We start from the raw sequence: 13,316 nt of genomic DNA on the forward strand, positions 1-13,316 counted from the left end.
AGCGCATGTCTCCAGGCTCGATTGTCTACCTCCTTACATTCCTTTCCGCCGCCCTGTTGACTTTCGGGGCATACAGCTATTTCACGCGCGAACGCGAGATCAAGCAAAGGATTGATCGACGAGCGACGGCATGGGAGCCGACAGAGCGGACGGAAGCCATGATGCTTCTGCGGCGAGGACGGGCCGCTTTGCCTGGTGCGCTTGGCGAGAATTTCGAGACGCTTCAGGACTGGTTGCTTCAAACAGGGGCGCCCCTGAGGGACTGGGGATACATCAGTGGCGCAATCGCAGGTCTTGTCGCGACCGAGCTTCTTTCGCTTTTCTTACTGGGATTTGCGCCCATAGCGTATGTTGTTGGACTAGTCGTCTGGCTCGCGCTCATCTTCGCGCTTCTGAGCATGGCGCGTCAGCGCCGAATCTCGAAGTTCGAAGAACAATTACCGGACTCGATCGACATTGTGGGGCGAGGTCTGAAGGCGGGATATCCGTTACAGACAGCTATTTCCCTTGTCGCACGGGAAATGGGCGACCCGGTTGGGATGGAGTTCAAGACCGTCGTGCATGAAATTGCGTTCGGCCTGGACGTTGAAAGCGCTATGAAGAATTTGTCGCGGCGGGTCGGTTCGAGCGACCTTGTCTTTCTTGTTACCGCTGTCGTTGTGCAAACGCAGTCAGGCGGTAATCTCGCGGAACTCTTAGGCCGATTGTCGAACACGATGCGCGAACGAACGAAGCTTCGGCTGAAGGTTGCAGCGATGACGAAGGAAGGTAGGCTGACCGCCGTTATGCTGACCTTTATGCCGCCTGCGGTCGGCGTCATGATCTACCTCCTCAATCCTAAATACTACACTGCCGTCTGGAATGAGTCCGGCTTCAAAACGATGATGTATCTCACCCTAGGGTTGCTCGTCGTCGGGAACATCATCCTGCGGCGAATGGTTAAGTTTAAGTATTGAGGCACATCAAATGCAGAGCGACGTGTATGCGTGGTTTGTTGTTGCGGCGACATTCGTCTCCGTATCTCTCGCCGTCGTCGCTCTCGGTTTGGCGCTGGATAGACGACGCCAGATTGTGATGCGCCTGCAGGAGGACGCTAAAGCGCCGGCGCAGCCTTTCGATAATGCCGTTAGTTCGCTGACATCGACTTTGACGGATCGTCTCGAGGCCGCGTTCCCTTACCGTAAGGGCGCCGCTGCGAATGCGACAGTTCGGATGGATCTCATTCAGGCGGGTTTCTTTTCTCCTGACGCGCCGATCGTATACGCAGCCGCTCAAATCTTCATTCCGCTCCTGGTCGTCATCGCGTCTTATCTTGGACTCAGGGCCTTCAACCGCAATATCGATTCCAGCGGCATGATCGCAGTCGTCGCTTGCATGGCGTTCGCAGGCTACAAAGGACCGGAGGCGTTTGTCAGTCGCAGAAAGGAGAGCCTTGGTGCGACTTACCGCTCGGTGTTCCCCGATTTTCTGGACCTTCTTCTCGTCTGCATCGATGCAGGTCTCAGTATGAATGCTGCGGTCGATCGCGTCGCAAGAGAGTTCGAATTCAGCTGTAAGCCTTTCGCCACCAATCTTTCGCTGATGCTCAGTGAAGTCAGATCCGGTCGCGCTTTTCCCGATGCACTCGAGAATTTGAGCGTCAGGTTAGGCATCGATGAAGCTAAATCTTTCGTGACGCTCGTAAAACAGTCACTGGAACTTGGGTCCGACGTTAGCTCGGCGCTTCGAGTCTATGCGGATGAGATGCGCGTCAAGCGACTATTACGCGCTGAACTGATGGCGAATGCGTTGCCGATCAAAATGTTGCTTCCGCTGGGCCTATTTATCTTCCCAGCACTGCTCATTGTTGTGTTGACGCCTGCTATGATGTCGCTTAGTGCTATTTTCTCTAGTTTAGTGAGGAAATGATCATGTCTCTGCACATCAAAAAATGGACCTTGCTGAACTGTTGTTCCGCTTTGTTGTTGCTTGCTACGACAAATTCAGGGTTGGCTGAGTCCTGGCCTTTCGTGGATCCGGAGTTTGGGCCAAACATTTATTTGGGAGACGAGGATCTTCGTCTTGGCCGCGCGCATTTCGTCCACGGCGACTATGGTCTTGCGGAAAACTACTTCCGCCGTAGCACAGACGTCACGCCGCAAAATGGGCAGGCCTGGATTGGATTGGCGGCGTCCTATGACCGCTTGGGTCGCTTCGACCTCGCCGAAGAGGCTTATAGGAAAGCCGCCAGGTTAGTAGGTAGAAACTACGTGCTGCTCAATAACCACGGCTATTCCTACATGCTGCGAGGCCGTTATGGAGAGGCGAGAAGGCTTTTGCAGCAAGCCGCGGCGATGGCGCCCGGCAATCCGACGATCGAAAACAATCTGCTGATTCTCGATAGCGGCCAGTATTACTTCGTCGGCAATCCGCACATTCTCTTCTGGCCATAGTGAGTGCAGACCCGTCCGGGTGGCTCGCCAGAGCGCTGAGGCGCGCGGCGATGTGAAAAGGTCGCGCTGCTAAGGCCTCGCGGTCGCGCAGATGGATTGGGGCGCCGAGTCACAGTTCGGCGCTTACGCCACCAGGATATTGGGCTAAGGCTCTGATCTTGCCGCCGACGCCAGACGCTTATGCCGTTTATGAAATCTATAAATTGTCGACGAGGCGGCTTGTTTGAGGGCGCATCAAAATGCGCAAGACGTAGCGGCGCTTTCTGAGCCGTTGGGCGTTGCCGCTACGCCGCCGCCGCAATCGGACGCTGCCGAGCCCATTTCAAACCAGAGGAGGGCCGTCCGGCGGCGTTGATCATTTCAGGAGGGAGCTCGACCGCACGGGCGAATAAAGCGCCAGCCATGCAACGGCGAGCCGAAATAAGCAGACGTGAGCGGCTTGCATGAATGGCAGGAGTGGAGGGGCTCGAACCCCCAACCCCCGGTTTTGGAGACCGGTGCTCTACCAGTTGAGCTACACTCCTGCAGCGCCGAAGCGCGCGCCTTATTGCCGCAACGGCGTCGCAGACGCAAGGGGTTCTGACGCAAGCAGCGGAAAAGTTTTGCAGTGGCCCGCCGTCAGCCGTCGGTGAGGGGCAGGCGGTCGAGGATTTCGACCTTGAAACAGCGAAAGGCCAGTGTGAACATCGGCTCCGGGCCTCCGCAGCCGATGAATTCGACGCGGATGAAGGGCGGCAGGGGCGTCACGCCGTCGAGATAGAATCCGCGCGCCTCGTAATTGAAGGTCAGGTCGAGCACGTCGTTGCCATGCGCGAAGCCTTCGAGCTTCACCGCGTCGCAGTCGTGGAATTTCATGCGGCAAAGAAAATTGACCTCGAGCGCGGAGGTCTCGATCTCCGCTTCGATGGTGGGGCCGATCCAGACATCGTCGTCGGGCCTGATATCGCCGCGCCAGAAGCGCAGGGCGTTGACGCGAGCGTCGTGGAAGCCCGGCCAGAGGCCGGCGTCGGCGATCAGGCCGGCGCCGACAATGTCGCGCAGCGGGTCGAAGGCCCGCATGAAATTTTAGGAATTGCCGCCGGCGAGCAGCGTGACGGCGCGGCGGTTCTGGGACCAGCAGGAGATGTCGTCGCAGGTGGCGACGGGCCGCTCCTTGCCGTAGCTCACCGTGCGAATGCGCGAGGCGGAGACGCCGTGGGAGGCGAGGTAGTTCTTGGCCGCTTCGGCGCGCTGCGCGCCGAGCGCGAAGTTATATTCGCGCGTGCCGCGTTCGTCGGCATGGCCCTCGATCGTGAAGCTGTAACGGCCGTAGCGGTTCAGCCATTGCGCCTGGCGGTCGAGCGTCTGCTGGGCCGTCGCAGTCAGTTCCGTCGAATCCGTTTCGAAGAAGATCCGGTCTCCGACATTCTGCGCGAAGTCCTGAGCGCTGCCGGGGGTCGCGGGCAGGCCGTTGCGGGCGATGCCGCCGCGCCCCCCGGGGCCGCCTGCGCCGCCCGCGAGATCCGCCCCGGCTTCTTCCGCCGCATTCTTCGCACAGGCCGCCATGGCCATCGCCGCCGAAAGGGCGACGGCGAACTTGGCGCAGCGGGCGGCAGCGGAAACCAGCATGGAAGAACTCCTGTTACGGGGACCGACTGCGGACAGTCCTAGTCTCGCAGGGTTAAGCGAAGGTTCCATCAACCTTGATGGGACGTGTGTGGAACCGATCACATTTGAGCGATTTATTTCCTTCATTAATAAAAGGTTAATTGGTTAATAAAGTATGAACGGCGTGGCTCAGGGCTTGTAGAGCACGCCGTCGGGGCCTTTCCAGCCCCCCTTCAGCTCCGCAAAGCGCAGGTCCTCGTCGAACTTCCGCGCGCCGCCGGGCTCGACGAATTGACGCTGGTCCGGGATCGGTCGGGTGGGGCGGATCAGCGAGAAATAGTCGTCATCCGTGCAGTCGGCGGGCCGCTGCGCCGAGGCGGGGGCGCAGTCCAGATTCGCCCCGTCGGGGAAAAGCACGGTCGCCTTGTAGAAAATCTCATAGCCGCGCACCTCGCCGACAATCATGTCGAAATCGGCCGTGCGGGTGGTTTCGTAGGAGACCACGGTGAAGGGCGCGCGGAACTTGCGGGCGAGCAGATTGTCCACAACCGCGCGTGCGTGTTCGTCGGTCGGGCGACAGGCGATAAAGCAGGCGGAAGCCGCCGTGGCGGCGAGCGTAAACAGGGCGGCGAGCGTAATGGCGTTGGTGGCGGCCATGATTGCGTCCTCGAAAATGACTGCGACAAAGTCGCTGTGACTTTTGTCAAAAAATCGTAGTCAAGTCCGCAAATCGCCGCAACCCGCTTGCCGGGCGCGCGGGTCAGACTATCATTAGCCTGCGGCGTCGGACCGGGAGAGATGAAATGAATGAGGGGATCGCGCCGTTTTTGTCGCCGCTTACGTTGATTCTTGGCGGCGGCCTCCTCGTCATCGGCCTTCTCTCCCTGTTCGATCTCCACTTCCTTAAATCGAAGACGCAGGAGAAGTTCGCGCTGATAGCGGGCCTCGCGCTGATCCTCGCGACCGAGGCCATGTTCGTCACGAGCGGCGCCAGCGGCCGCTATTTCGAGGGCCAGAAGATCGACGTGACGGATTGCGAATTTCAGGTCGAGCGCGACTTCCCGATGGAGCGCAAGGACAATCCGAAGCTGATCGAGCAGAAGATCAGGACCTGCATGGACACGCTCGGTTACGACTGGTCCGAGGAGCACGAGCATTGCCAGGAGGCGCGGCTCTCCACCAATGTCTTCTGCTACATGCCCCGTGCGCCCATGCAGCGGAGCATCGTCGCCTGGCAGATGCGGTTCGAATAATCAGAACAGCGAGCCCTGATCCTCGCCCGGCGCCTTGCGCGGTTTGCGCCTGGCGGCGGCGGGTTGCGGGTCTGGAGGTTCCGAAAGGCCAGTGCGCGCGGAGATGCGGCCGTCCGCGAATTCGATCGTAAGAGCCGCGCCCGCCGGCGCCTGCGCGACGCTGCGCACCAATCCGTCATTCTCGTCGCGCACCAGCGCGAAGCCGCGCGCCAGCACCGCTTTGTGGCTCAAGGAGTCGAGAAGACGGCCGAGCCGTTGGACCCGATCGTTCTTCTGCGCCAGTTGCGTCGTCAGCGCCAGGCTGATGCGCGCCGAGAGCCCCTCGACCCGCTGCCGCGCGCCGGCGTTCTGATGGCGGGCGAGGGCGATATTGGCGTCGAAGCCGGCCTTGAGCCGCGCGCCCAGGCCTTTCAGCTTCTCGCGCTGTCCCGCCAGCTCCGCTTGCGGCGAGTGGCGCGACAGGAGGCGCGCGAGATCGGCCAGCCGCAGGCGGCGGCCGTCCTGCCCGGCGCGCAGCGTCGCACGCAGGCGCTCGGAGGCGCGGTCCAGACGCTGCCGGGGCATTTGCAGGAGTTGCTCGGGCGTCGGCAGCAGGCGCGCATAGGTCGCAAGCGCCGTGCGGCGTTGCTCCATCGCCCGCGACTTGGCGACGGCGAGGCGGCGCGCGCGGGCCGCGAGATGCTCGGCCAGTTCCGCCCGCACGGGGACAGCCTTCTCGGCCGCGCCAGTGGGCGTCGGCGCGCGTAGATCCGCGACGAAGTCGATCAGCGTCGTGTCCGTCTCGTGGCCGATGGCGGAGATGAGCGGAATGTCGCTCGCCGCCGCCGCGCGCACGACGATCTCTTCGTTGAAGCTCCACAAATCCTCGAGCGAGCCGCCGCCGCGCGCGACGATCAGCACGTCCGGGCGGGGGATGGGGCCGCCGGCAGGTAGCGCGTTGAAGCCCTCGATCGCCGCGGCGACTTCCGCCGCCGACGTCTCGCCCTGCACGCGCACGGGCCAGACGATGACGCGGCGCGGGAAGCGGTCGTTGAGGCGATGCAGAATGTCGCGAATGACCGCTCCGGTGGGCGAGGTCACGACGCCGACGACTTGCGGGAGGAAGGGCAGGGGGCGCTTGCGTCCTTCGTCGAAAAGCCCCTCGGCTGCGAGCTTCTTGCGCCGCTCGTCGAGCAGCGCCATCAGCGCGCCGACGCCCGCGGGCTCCATCGCCTCGATGACGATCTGATAGGACGACTTGCCGGGGAATGTGGTGATGCGCCCCGTGGCGACGACCTCCAGCCCCTCCTGCGGCCGCGTGCGGATGCGAAGGAACGTCCCTTTCCAGATCACGGCGTCGAGTCGCGCGCCCTGATCCTTCAAGCAGAAATAGGCGTGCCCCGAGGCGTGCGGCCCGCGATAATTCGAAATCTCCCCGCGCACCCGCACGCGCCCGAAACGATCCTCCACCGTGCGCTTCAGCGCATTGGCGAGTTCGGTGACGCTGATCTCGGGGGCGTTGGTGAGAGAGCCGGAATCGGGCGGGTCGAGGTCGGACATCGGGGGAGTATAGCGGGGGAGGGGCTATTCGGACGAGGGAGGATCGAAGCGGGGGCATTGGTCTGGAAGCCCTGGAAGGCCGGCCTTCCAATTCTCACTCGTCACCGCGCCAGCGCGCGAAGCCATGCATAATCATCTGGCCCGTGAGTTGCGGGCGGTCGTATCTGCGCTGTAGCTAATCGCAGCGCGCCCCGTGCGGGCGCTATGCGTCTATTTGTTTTTGGCGACAAAAAAAGCCGACAACTGAGTTTGTCCCGTTCGAAAAACTCAGGCCGACACGAAAATTCCCGATGTCCTTTGAATACCAGGATCCGTTGGTACGATTTGACCTCTCAACCTTAAAATCTTTTTCTGATAATAATTCCATTTCGTGGTTTGACAGCACCAAAGTATCGATTGGTATAAAATCAAGGTTGATAAACCCGTTGCTCTTTGAGCTTACGAAATGCAAGCGAACGCCAATTATATCAGCAGTTCCGTAGAATAATTTATCCTTCCGAATTGCGGATCTCTCGATATTCATATCCAGACGCCGCACGAATGATTCGATGTCGTCTGCCGACGCCGTCACTGCGCTTATCACATCGAGGATTTCTTTTGATTTCATGGCTAATACGGAAGTCGCAGCGAGTGCAGTCCCACCCAAAATGGCAGCGCCGATTCCCGCACCAACGCCACAGCCAAGGGGACCAGCCCAAGCACCTACTACACATCCTAGCGCCGGATTAAGCCCTCGGGGATCGACCTTCGCAAGGGAACTCGCCCCCGCATAGGAAAAATAACTCCTCCCACCTGCATACCCGATCGGATCCGGCTGCACATACCGCCCAAGCGTCGCGTCGTAATGGCGATGCAGTTATAAGCCAGCCCGCTTTCCGTCTGGAACCACTGCCCCGGAAAGCGCATGTACTGCGTTACGCCGGGGTCGGCCCACACGCCCGCCACGTCGCCGAAGGGGCCGTGTCGCGGCGTAGGCATAGGCGGAAGTGACGCCGTTGCGCGTTTCGGAAGCCCGATTGTCGGTGGCGTCGTACGTCCAGGACAACGTCCAAGCGGCTCTTCGCGCCTTTCCAAAAAAAACGGCGCGGGATCGGCCCGCGCCGTTCGAATTCAGACCGACGTCTTCCGATCAATACTTCCGCACCAGTGGGCCCGGAGGCGGCGGCGGGGGAAGCGGGACCAGCGACGGGATCACGTAGCGGAAGCCCAGGCGAATGTCGTTCGAGGCGAGATTGAAGCTCTGGACCTCGCGAGCGCAGACGACGACGCCCTGGCAGACGATCTGGCCCGTCGACATCTTGCCCATGTCGAGATAGCGGTAGGCCACTTCGAGCTTCAGGTTCGGCGTGACGTTGTACGCGAGACCGGCGCCGACCTGCCACGCGAAGTTCGTCTGCGTTCTGTCCGACGCATAGCCGAAGCCGCCGGCCGGCTGGGCCGAAATGTCGTACCAGTTGTTCAGGAAGTTGGTGGCGAAGCCGATGCCGCCGCCGACGAAGGGCGTGATGCCGTACCAGGTGCCGAGGTCGAAATAGGCGTTCGCCAGGAAGACCGCGGCGCTGTGCTGGCCGTGATAGACGTCGTGGCAGCGGGCGGCGATGCCGCAGGGGGAGAAGCCCGGCGCGCTCCAGATGTCGGTGTAGCTCTGAATGGCGCTGTATTGCGCGGCGGTGCGATACTCGCCGGTGACGTCGAAGCGGAACCAGTTGTTGAACTGATAGCCGACGCCGGCGCCCGCGAAGGCGGCGTCGCCGATCGAGTAGCCGTTGAACAGCGGGGCGGGGACGACGACAGTCGGATCGTTGAAAGTCGAGCGCAGGCCGCTCAGCTCGTAGGCGCCGACGCCCACGTCGCCGCGCAGATACCAGCCGCCGAACTCGACAGGCGGGGGCGGCTCCATCGGCGGAGGCGGCGGCAGAAGATCGGCCGCCTTTGCGCCGCCGGCTCCGGCGACGATTGCGGCCGCTAAAAGGAGGGCGAATGAACGGCCCATGTTTACTTCCCCTTTTGCGTAAAGTGGGCCGCGGAGCGGTCCCGTGGCGCTTTGCCATCGGGGGTAAACATGACCGAGAAGACTTAAAGCGAAGTTAACCTTACCGCTTAACCAGAAGTTCCTGCAACTAACTATATTCGTTAAGACTTCTGGCATCGAAAAAGGCGCGGCGGGCCGGGGATTTGCCGGCCCGCCGCGCCTTTTTTCAGCGCAAGCGTCACGCCGCTTCGGCGGATTCCCGAAGGGCGTTGCAGACTTGCGCGACGAGCGTCTCGACGAGGTCGCGGTCGTCGCCCTCCGCCATCACGCGCACCACAGGTTCGGTTCCCGAAGGCCGAACGATGATGCGGCCCGAATTCCCCAGCCGGGCGCGGGCGGAATCGATCGCGACGACGACGGAATCCTTTTCCAGCAGGCGCCCGTGGACGCGCACGTTCTGGAGCACCTGGGGGAGGGGCTCGAAGCAGTGGCAGAGCTCGCTGATCCGCCGGCCCTTGCGCTTGGCTTCCGCCAGAACCTGCATGGCGGTGACGAGACCGTCGCCCGTCGTCGAATAATCGGACAGGATCACATGGCCCGATTGCTCGCCGCCGACATTGTAGCCTTCCTGGCGCATGCGCTCGATGACGTAGCGGTCGCCCACGGCGGTGCGCTCCAGCGTCAGTCCCATATCGTTGAGATGCCGCTCCAGGCCGAGATTGGACATGATCGTCGCGACGACGCCGGGCTTGGCGAGAAGTCCCTGCTCGCGCCAGCTCTGCGCGACGACCGCCATCACCTGATCACCGTCGATGACGGCGCCGGTCTCGTCGACCATGATGACGCGGTCGGCGTCGCCGTCGAGCGCGATCCCGACATCGGCGCGCAGCTCACGCACCTTGGCGCGCAGCGCCTGCGGCGAGGTCGAGCCGACATCGCGGTTGATGTTGAAGCCGTCGGGCTCCACGCCGATCGCGATGACTTCCGCGCCAAGCTCCCACAGCGCTTCCGGCGCGACCTTGTAGGCGGCGCCGTTCGCGCAGTCGATGACCACGCGCAGGCCCTCGAAGCTCATGTTGCGGGGCAGGGTGTGCTTCGCGAATTCGATGTAGCGCGCCCGAACGTCGTCGATGCGGCGGGCGCGGCCGAGACTGTTCGCCGAGGCGAGGCGACGGCTGAGGTCGCTGTCGAGCAGTTGCTCGATCTCTGTTTCGATTTCGTCCGAGAGCTTGTGTCCATCAGGCCCGAAGAGCTTGATGCCGTTGTCCTCGAAGGAGTTGTGCGAGGCCGAGATCATCACGCCCACATCCGCGCGCATCGAGCGCGTGAGCATGGCGACGGCCGGCGTCGGCATTGGACCCAGCAGCAGCGGGTCCATGCCGACCGAGGTAAAGCCCGCGACGAGCGCGTATTCGATCATATAGCCGGACAGACGCGTGTCCTTGCCGATCACAACGCGGTGGCGTCCTTCGCCACGTTGGAAGATGAGGCCGGCGGCCTGTCCCACCTTGAGGGCGAGCTCAGGCGTGATCTTGACGTTGGCGAGGCCGCGAATGCCGTCCGTCCCGAAATAGTTACGCGACATTTCCATTCCTTTTCACACGACAAGCGCAATCTTACGCGGAGTGATACGTCTTCTCAGATGGATACAATTTGCCGGATTTATAGCCAAGCGTATGCCAGAATCTGAATCATGAGTTAACTGGAAGAGCCCAACTTGAACGCAACCGGAGAGAAAATGCGCCCCGTCATCTATCATAACCCCGCCTGTGGAACATCCCGTAAGGTTCTCGCCGCGCTCGGCGAGGCGGGATATGAGCCCGAAGTTGTCGAATATTTGAAGAATCCCCCGGATCGTAAGACCTTGCAGGGGATTTTGGCGCGCATGGGTAAAAATGTGCGAGATATCCTGCGCAAGCGCGGCACGCCCTATGAGGAGCTTGGCCTCGACAATCCCGCCCTTACGGACGAGCAGATCTTCGACGCGATCGAGAAGCACCCGATTCTCATCGAGCGGCCCATCGTCGTCATGGGGGAGAAGGCGGCGCTTTGCCGGCCAGCGGAAGAGGTCGCCGCCTTGATGGAGCAGGCGCGTAAACCTTAACAATGAGTTGAGATTTCTGCGTGTTTCTGATCTAACTATAACGTGGCTGTATTTATTGCGGAGCGTTGATTATGGTCGAAAGACGCAGGCATTACCGGCGCAGGACTCTCCTGAGCGGGAAGATCGAATTTTTCGGACGCTCGACCTTCGAATGCGTCGTGCGAGATTTGAGCGAGGCGGGCGCGCGGCTGCGCTGCGACCAGCACATCGCGCTGCCGGATATTCTGGATCTCGTCATCGAAAAAACCAGCGAACGGCGCTGCGCCCAGGTGGTGTGGCGCCAGGAGAGCGAGATTGGGCTCGCATTCGCACCAAACGTCTTGCGCCTCGACGCGCGACGTCCCCCAACAGGCGACGGACCGTCGGCTTGAAACCAACGCAAAAAAAAGCCCGGCGAATTCGCCGGGCTTTTGTTTTTTTTACACCGGGTTCGGCGAGAGGCCGCCGACATCCGGCTCGGGCTTTTGCCCGGTGGTGGGGACGGCGGAGCCGCGCGGGGGCTGCGGGGCGGAGGAGCTGGTGTCCTCGCGCACCGGGCGCTTGCCCATAAGCAGGCCCTTCATCTCCTCGCCCGTCAAGGTCTCGAACTCCAGCAGGCCATTGGCCAGCGTGTCGAGCTGCGCCTTCTTATCGGTGAGGATCTGCTTGGCCTTGTCATAGCCCTCCTGAACCAGGCGGCGGACCTCGGCGTCGATCGTCTGCTGCGTCGCCTCCGAGAGGGTCTGCTGCCGGCCGAGCGAATAGCCGAGGAACTGCTCCTGCTGCGGCTCCGCATAGGCGACCGTCCCCAGCTTGTCCGAGAAGCCCAGCTGCGTGATCATCGCACGGGCGACGCGGGTGCATTGCTGGATGTCCGACGCCGCGCCGGACGTCACCTTGTCGTGGCCGAAGATGATCTCCTCCGCCACGCGGCCGCCCATCGCAATCGCCAGCATCGCCGTCAGCTGCTCATAGGTCTGGGACACCTGATCCCGCTCCGGCAGGCCCTGCACCATGCCCAGCGCGCGGCCGCGCGGGATGATCGTCGCCTTGTGGATCGGCATCGCCCCCGGAACCGTCAGCTGAACCAGCGCATGGCCGCCCTCATGATAGGCCGTGAGCTTCTTCTCCTCCTCCGTCATGGAGAGGGTGCGACGCTCCGCGCCCATCATGATCTTGTCGCGCGCGTCCTCGAACTCCTGATTCGTGACGATCCGCTTCGAACGACGCGCCGCGAGCAGCGCCGCCTCGTTGACGAGGTTCATCAGATCGGCGCCCGAGAAGCCCGGCGTGCCGCGCGCCACCACCTTGAGGTCGACGTCCGGCGCCAGCGGCACCTTGCGGGCGTGAACCTTGAGGATCTTCTCGCGGCCGATGAAGTCCGGGTTCGGCACGGTGATCTGGCGGTCGAAGCGGCCGGGACGCATCAGGGCCGGGTCGAGCACGTCCGGACGGTTCGTCGCGGCGATGAGGATGATGCCTTCATTCGCCTCGAAGCCGTCCATCTCGACGAGCAGCTGGTTCAGCGTCTGCTCGCGCTCGTCATTGCCGCCGCCGAGGCCGGCGCCGCGATGACGGCCCACCGCATCGATTTCGTCGACGAAGATGATGCAGGGCGCGTTCTTCTTGGCCTGCTCGAACATGTCGCGCACGCGGCTCGCGCCGACGCCCACGAACATTTCGACGAAGTCGGAGCCCGAGATCGAGAAGAAGGGCACGCCCGCTTCGCCCGCGATGGCGCGCGCCAGCAGCGTCTTGCCCGTGCCGGGCGGGCCGACGAGCAGCACGCCGCGCGGAATGCGGCCGCCAAGGCGCTGGAACTTGCCCGGATCGCGAAGGAACTCCACGATCTCCTGCAAATCCTCCTTCGCCTCGTCAACGCCCGCGACGTCCTCAAACGTCACCTTGCCCGCCATCTCGGTGAGCAACTTCGCCTTCGACTTGCCAAATCCCATCGCGCGGCCGGCCCCTCCCTGCATCTGGCGGGAAAGGAAGATCCACACGCCGAGGAAGGCGACGAGCGGCAGCGCGTTGAGCAGCAGCGTCATGATCCAGCTCGAGCCGTCGCTCAGAGGTTTGGCGCTGATCGAGACGTTGTGCTGCTGAAGGCGCGGGATAAGGTTCGCTTCGTTCGGAATGTAGGTCGTGAAGGGCCGGTTGTCGTTGAAGTGGCCGACGACCTCGTTCCCGGCGATGGTCACGTCGTGGACGCGGCCCTGATCAATCTGCGTGAGCAGTTCGCTGAACGAAATGTCCCGGATCGGCGTACGCTGGCCGGGCTGCTGGAACAGCATGACAAGCGCCACCACCAGCAGGCCGATGATGGCCCACAAGGCGAGGTTCCTGAAGTTTGCGTTCATTGCCTATTCCAAATGGAGGGCCCACGCGGGACCATTCCCCCGGAGCGCTACTAGTTGCAAATAATCTAGGCGCGCCCTTGTTCCTTGCCA

At 62.2% G+C, this 13,316-nt stretch carries 14 protein-coding genes and 1 tRNA gene; 6 read left to right on the forward strand and 9 right to left on the reverse strand.

Features of this window, described 5'->3' with window-relative positions:
* Nucleotides 1-5: 5 nt before the first annotated feature.
* Genes ACPFMJ_RS01965 through ACPFMJ_RS01975 form a run of 3 tightly spaced genes read left to right on the forward strand, consistent with a single transcriptional unit; the run spans nt 6 to nt 2,432 of the window.
* Entirely contained in the window at nt 6-956 is a 951-nt protein-coding gene (locus ACPFMJ_RS01965) for a type II secretion system F family protein (RefSeq protein WP_424362203.1), read from the forward strand.
* A gap of 10 nt (nt 957-966) precedes the next feature.
* Nucleotides 967-1,908 carry a type II secretion system F family protein gene (locus ACPFMJ_RS01970; RefSeq protein WP_424362204.1) on the forward strand — a complete coding sequence of 314 codons (942 nt, stop codon included), beginning with the start codon at nt 967-969 and terminating at the stop codon, nt 1,906-1,908.
* 2 nt (nt 1,909-1,910) lie between these two features.
* Nucleotides 1,911-2,432, forward strand: coding sequence for a tetratricopeptide repeat protein (locus ACPFMJ_RS01975; protein WP_424362205.1), 522 nt, complete (start codon nt 1,911-1,913; stop codon nt 2,430-2,432).
* 448 nt (nt 2,433-2,880) lie between these two features.
* On the opposite strand, the gene ACPFMJ_RS01980 is transcribed toward ACPFMJ_RS01975, so the two are convergent.
* The 4 genes from ACPFMJ_RS01980 to ACPFMJ_RS01995 form a co-directional block, all read right to left on the reverse strand.
* Nucleotides 2,881-2,956: transfer RNA gene (locus ACPFMJ_RS01980), tRNA-Trp, on the reverse strand.
* A 94-nt stretch (nt 2,957-3,050) separates the two neighbouring features.
* Entirely contained in the window at nt 3,051-3,491 is a 441-nt protein-coding gene (locus ACPFMJ_RS01985) for a hypothetical protein (protein ID WP_424362206.1), read from the reverse strand.
* A gap of 6 nt (nt 3,492-3,497) precedes the next feature.
* Nucleotides 3,498-4,040 (reverse strand): peptidoglycan-associated lipoprotein Pal, encoded by a 543-nt coding sequence (gene pal / locus ACPFMJ_RS01990; RefSeq protein WP_424362207.1) that lies wholly within the window; start codon nt 4,038-4,040, stop codon nt 3,498-3,500.
* 168 nt (nt 4,041-4,208) lie between these two features.
* Complete coding sequence (locus ACPFMJ_RS01995; protein ID WP_424362208.1) at nt 4,209-4,676, reverse strand: hypothetical protein; 468 nt, start codon at nt 4,674-4,676, stop codon at nt 4,209-4,211.
* A 146-nt stretch (nt 4,677-4,822) separates the two neighbouring features.
* Between ACPFMJ_RS01995 and ACPFMJ_RS02000 the strand changes: the two genes are divergently transcribed.
* A complete protein-coding gene (locus ACPFMJ_RS02000; RefSeq protein ID WP_424362209.1) occupies nt 4,823-5,272 on the forward strand; it encodes a hypothetical protein in 450 nt (149 codons plus the stop codon).
* On the opposite strand, the gene xseA is transcribed toward ACPFMJ_RS02000, so the two are convergent.
* From xseA to glmM, 4 genes are all read right to left on the reverse strand, one after another.
* Entirely contained in the window at nt 5,273-6,811 is a 1,539-nt protein-coding gene (xseA, locus tag ACPFMJ_RS02005) for an exodeoxyribonuclease VII large subunit (protein ID WP_424362210.1), read from the reverse strand.
* Nucleotides 6,812-7,013: 202 nt separating this feature from the next.
* The gene (locus ACPFMJ_RS02010) at nt 7,014-7,631 is read right to left on the reverse strand and encodes a hypothetical protein (protein WP_424362211.1); all 618 of its coding nucleotides are present in this window, start codon (nt 7,629-7,631) and stop codon (nt 7,014-7,016) included.
* Between the two features lie 309 nt (nt 7,632-7,940).
* The gene (locus tag ACPFMJ_RS02015; RefSeq protein ID WP_424362212.1) at nt 7,941-8,804 is read right to left on the reverse strand and encodes an outer membrane protein; all 864 of its coding nucleotides are present in this window, start codon (nt 8,802-8,804) and stop codon (nt 7,941-7,943) included.
* Between the two features lie 217 nt (nt 8,805-9,021).
* The gene (gene glmM, locus ACPFMJ_RS02020; RefSeq protein WP_424362213.1) at nt 9,022-10,368 is read right to left on the reverse strand and encodes a phosphoglucosamine mutase; all 1,347 of its coding nucleotides are present in this window, start codon (nt 10,366-10,368) and stop codon (nt 9,022-9,024) included.
* Between the two features lie 153 nt (nt 10,369-10,521).
* Between glmM and arsC the strand changes: the two genes are divergently transcribed.
* Together arsC and ACPFMJ_RS02030 are read left to right on the forward strand one after the other, a co-directional pair.
* Nucleotides 10,522-10,887 carry an arsenate reductase (glutaredoxin) gene (arsC, locus tag ACPFMJ_RS02025; RefSeq protein ID WP_424362214.1) on the forward strand — a complete coding sequence of 122 codons (366 nt, stop codon included), beginning with the start codon at nt 10,522-10,524 and terminating at the stop codon, nt 10,885-10,887.
* A 71-nt stretch (nt 10,888-10,958) separates the two neighbouring features.
* The gene (locus ACPFMJ_RS02030) at nt 10,959-11,258 is read left to right on the forward strand and encodes a PilZ domain-containing protein (RefSeq protein ID WP_424362215.1); all 300 of its coding nucleotides are present in this window, start codon (nt 10,959-10,961) and stop codon (nt 11,256-11,258) included.
* A 48-nt stretch (nt 11,259-11,306) separates the two neighbouring features.
* Here the strand turns inward: ACPFMJ_RS02030 and ftsH are convergent, their stop codons facing one another.
* Nucleotides 11,307-13,226 carry an ATP-dependent zinc metalloprotease FtsH gene (ftsH, locus tag ACPFMJ_RS02035; RefSeq protein ID WP_424362216.1) on the reverse strand — a complete coding sequence of 640 codons (1,920 nt, stop codon included), beginning with the start codon at nt 13,224-13,226 and terminating at the stop codon, nt 11,307-11,309.
* Nucleotides 13,227-13,316: the final 90 nt, after the last annotated feature.

It is taken from the genome of Methylocystis parvus (genome assembly GCF_049675845.1).
GTDB classification, from domain to species: domain Bacteria; phylum Pseudomonadota; class Alphaproteobacteria; order Rhizobiales; family Beijerinckiaceae; genus Methylocystis; species Methylocystis parvus_A.

Coding starts and splice junctions, on each gene's coding strand:
- glmM (WP_424362213.1), bottom strand. CDS start 10,368: ATGTCGCGTAACTATTTCGGGACGGACGGCATTCGCGGCCTCGCCAAC.
- ACPFMJ_RS02015 (WP_424362212.1), bottom strand. CDS start 8,804: ATGGGCCGTTCATTCGCCCTCCTTTTAGCGGCCGCAATCGTCGCCGGA.
- ftsH (WP_424362216.1), bottom strand. CDS start 13,226: ATGAACGCAAACTTCAGGAACCTCGCCTTGTGGGCCATCATCGGCCTG.
- pal (WP_424362207.1), bottom strand. CDS start 4,040: ATGCTGGTTTCCGCTGCCGCCCGCTGCGCCAAGTTCGCCGTCGCCCTT.
- xseA (WP_424362210.1), bottom strand. CDS start 6,811: ATGTCCGACCTCGACCCGCCCGATTCCGGCTCTCTCACCAACGCCCCC.
- arsC (WP_424362214.1), top strand. CDS start 10,522: ATGCGCCCCGTCATCTATCATAACCCCGCCTGTGGAACATCCCGTAAG.
- ACPFMJ_RS02030 (WP_424362215.1), top strand. CDS start 10,959: ATGGTCGAAAGACGCAGGCATTACCGGCGCAGGACTCTCCTGAGCGGG.
- ACPFMJ_RS01985 (WP_424362206.1), bottom strand. CDS start 3,491: ATGCGGGCCTTCGACCCGCTGCGCGACATTGTCGGCGCCGGCCTGATC.
- ACPFMJ_RS02000 (WP_424362209.1), top strand. CDS start 4,823: ATGAATGAGGGGATCGCGCCGTTTTTGTCGCCGCTTACGTTGATTCTT.
- ACPFMJ_RS01965 (WP_424362203.1), top strand. CDS start 6: ATGTCTCCAGGCTCGATTGTCTACCTCCTTACATTCCTTTCCGCCGCC.
- ACPFMJ_RS01975 (WP_424362205.1), top strand. CDS start 1,911: ATGTCTCTGCACATCAAAAAATGGACCTTGCTGAACTGTTGTTCCGCT.
- ACPFMJ_RS01995 (WP_424362208.1), bottom strand. CDS start 4,676: ATGGCCGCCACCAACGCCATTACGCTCGCCGCCCTGTTTACGCTCGCC.
- ACPFMJ_RS01970 (WP_424362204.1), top strand. CDS start 967: ATGCAGAGCGACGTGTATGCGTGGTTTGTTGTTGCGGCGACATTCGTC.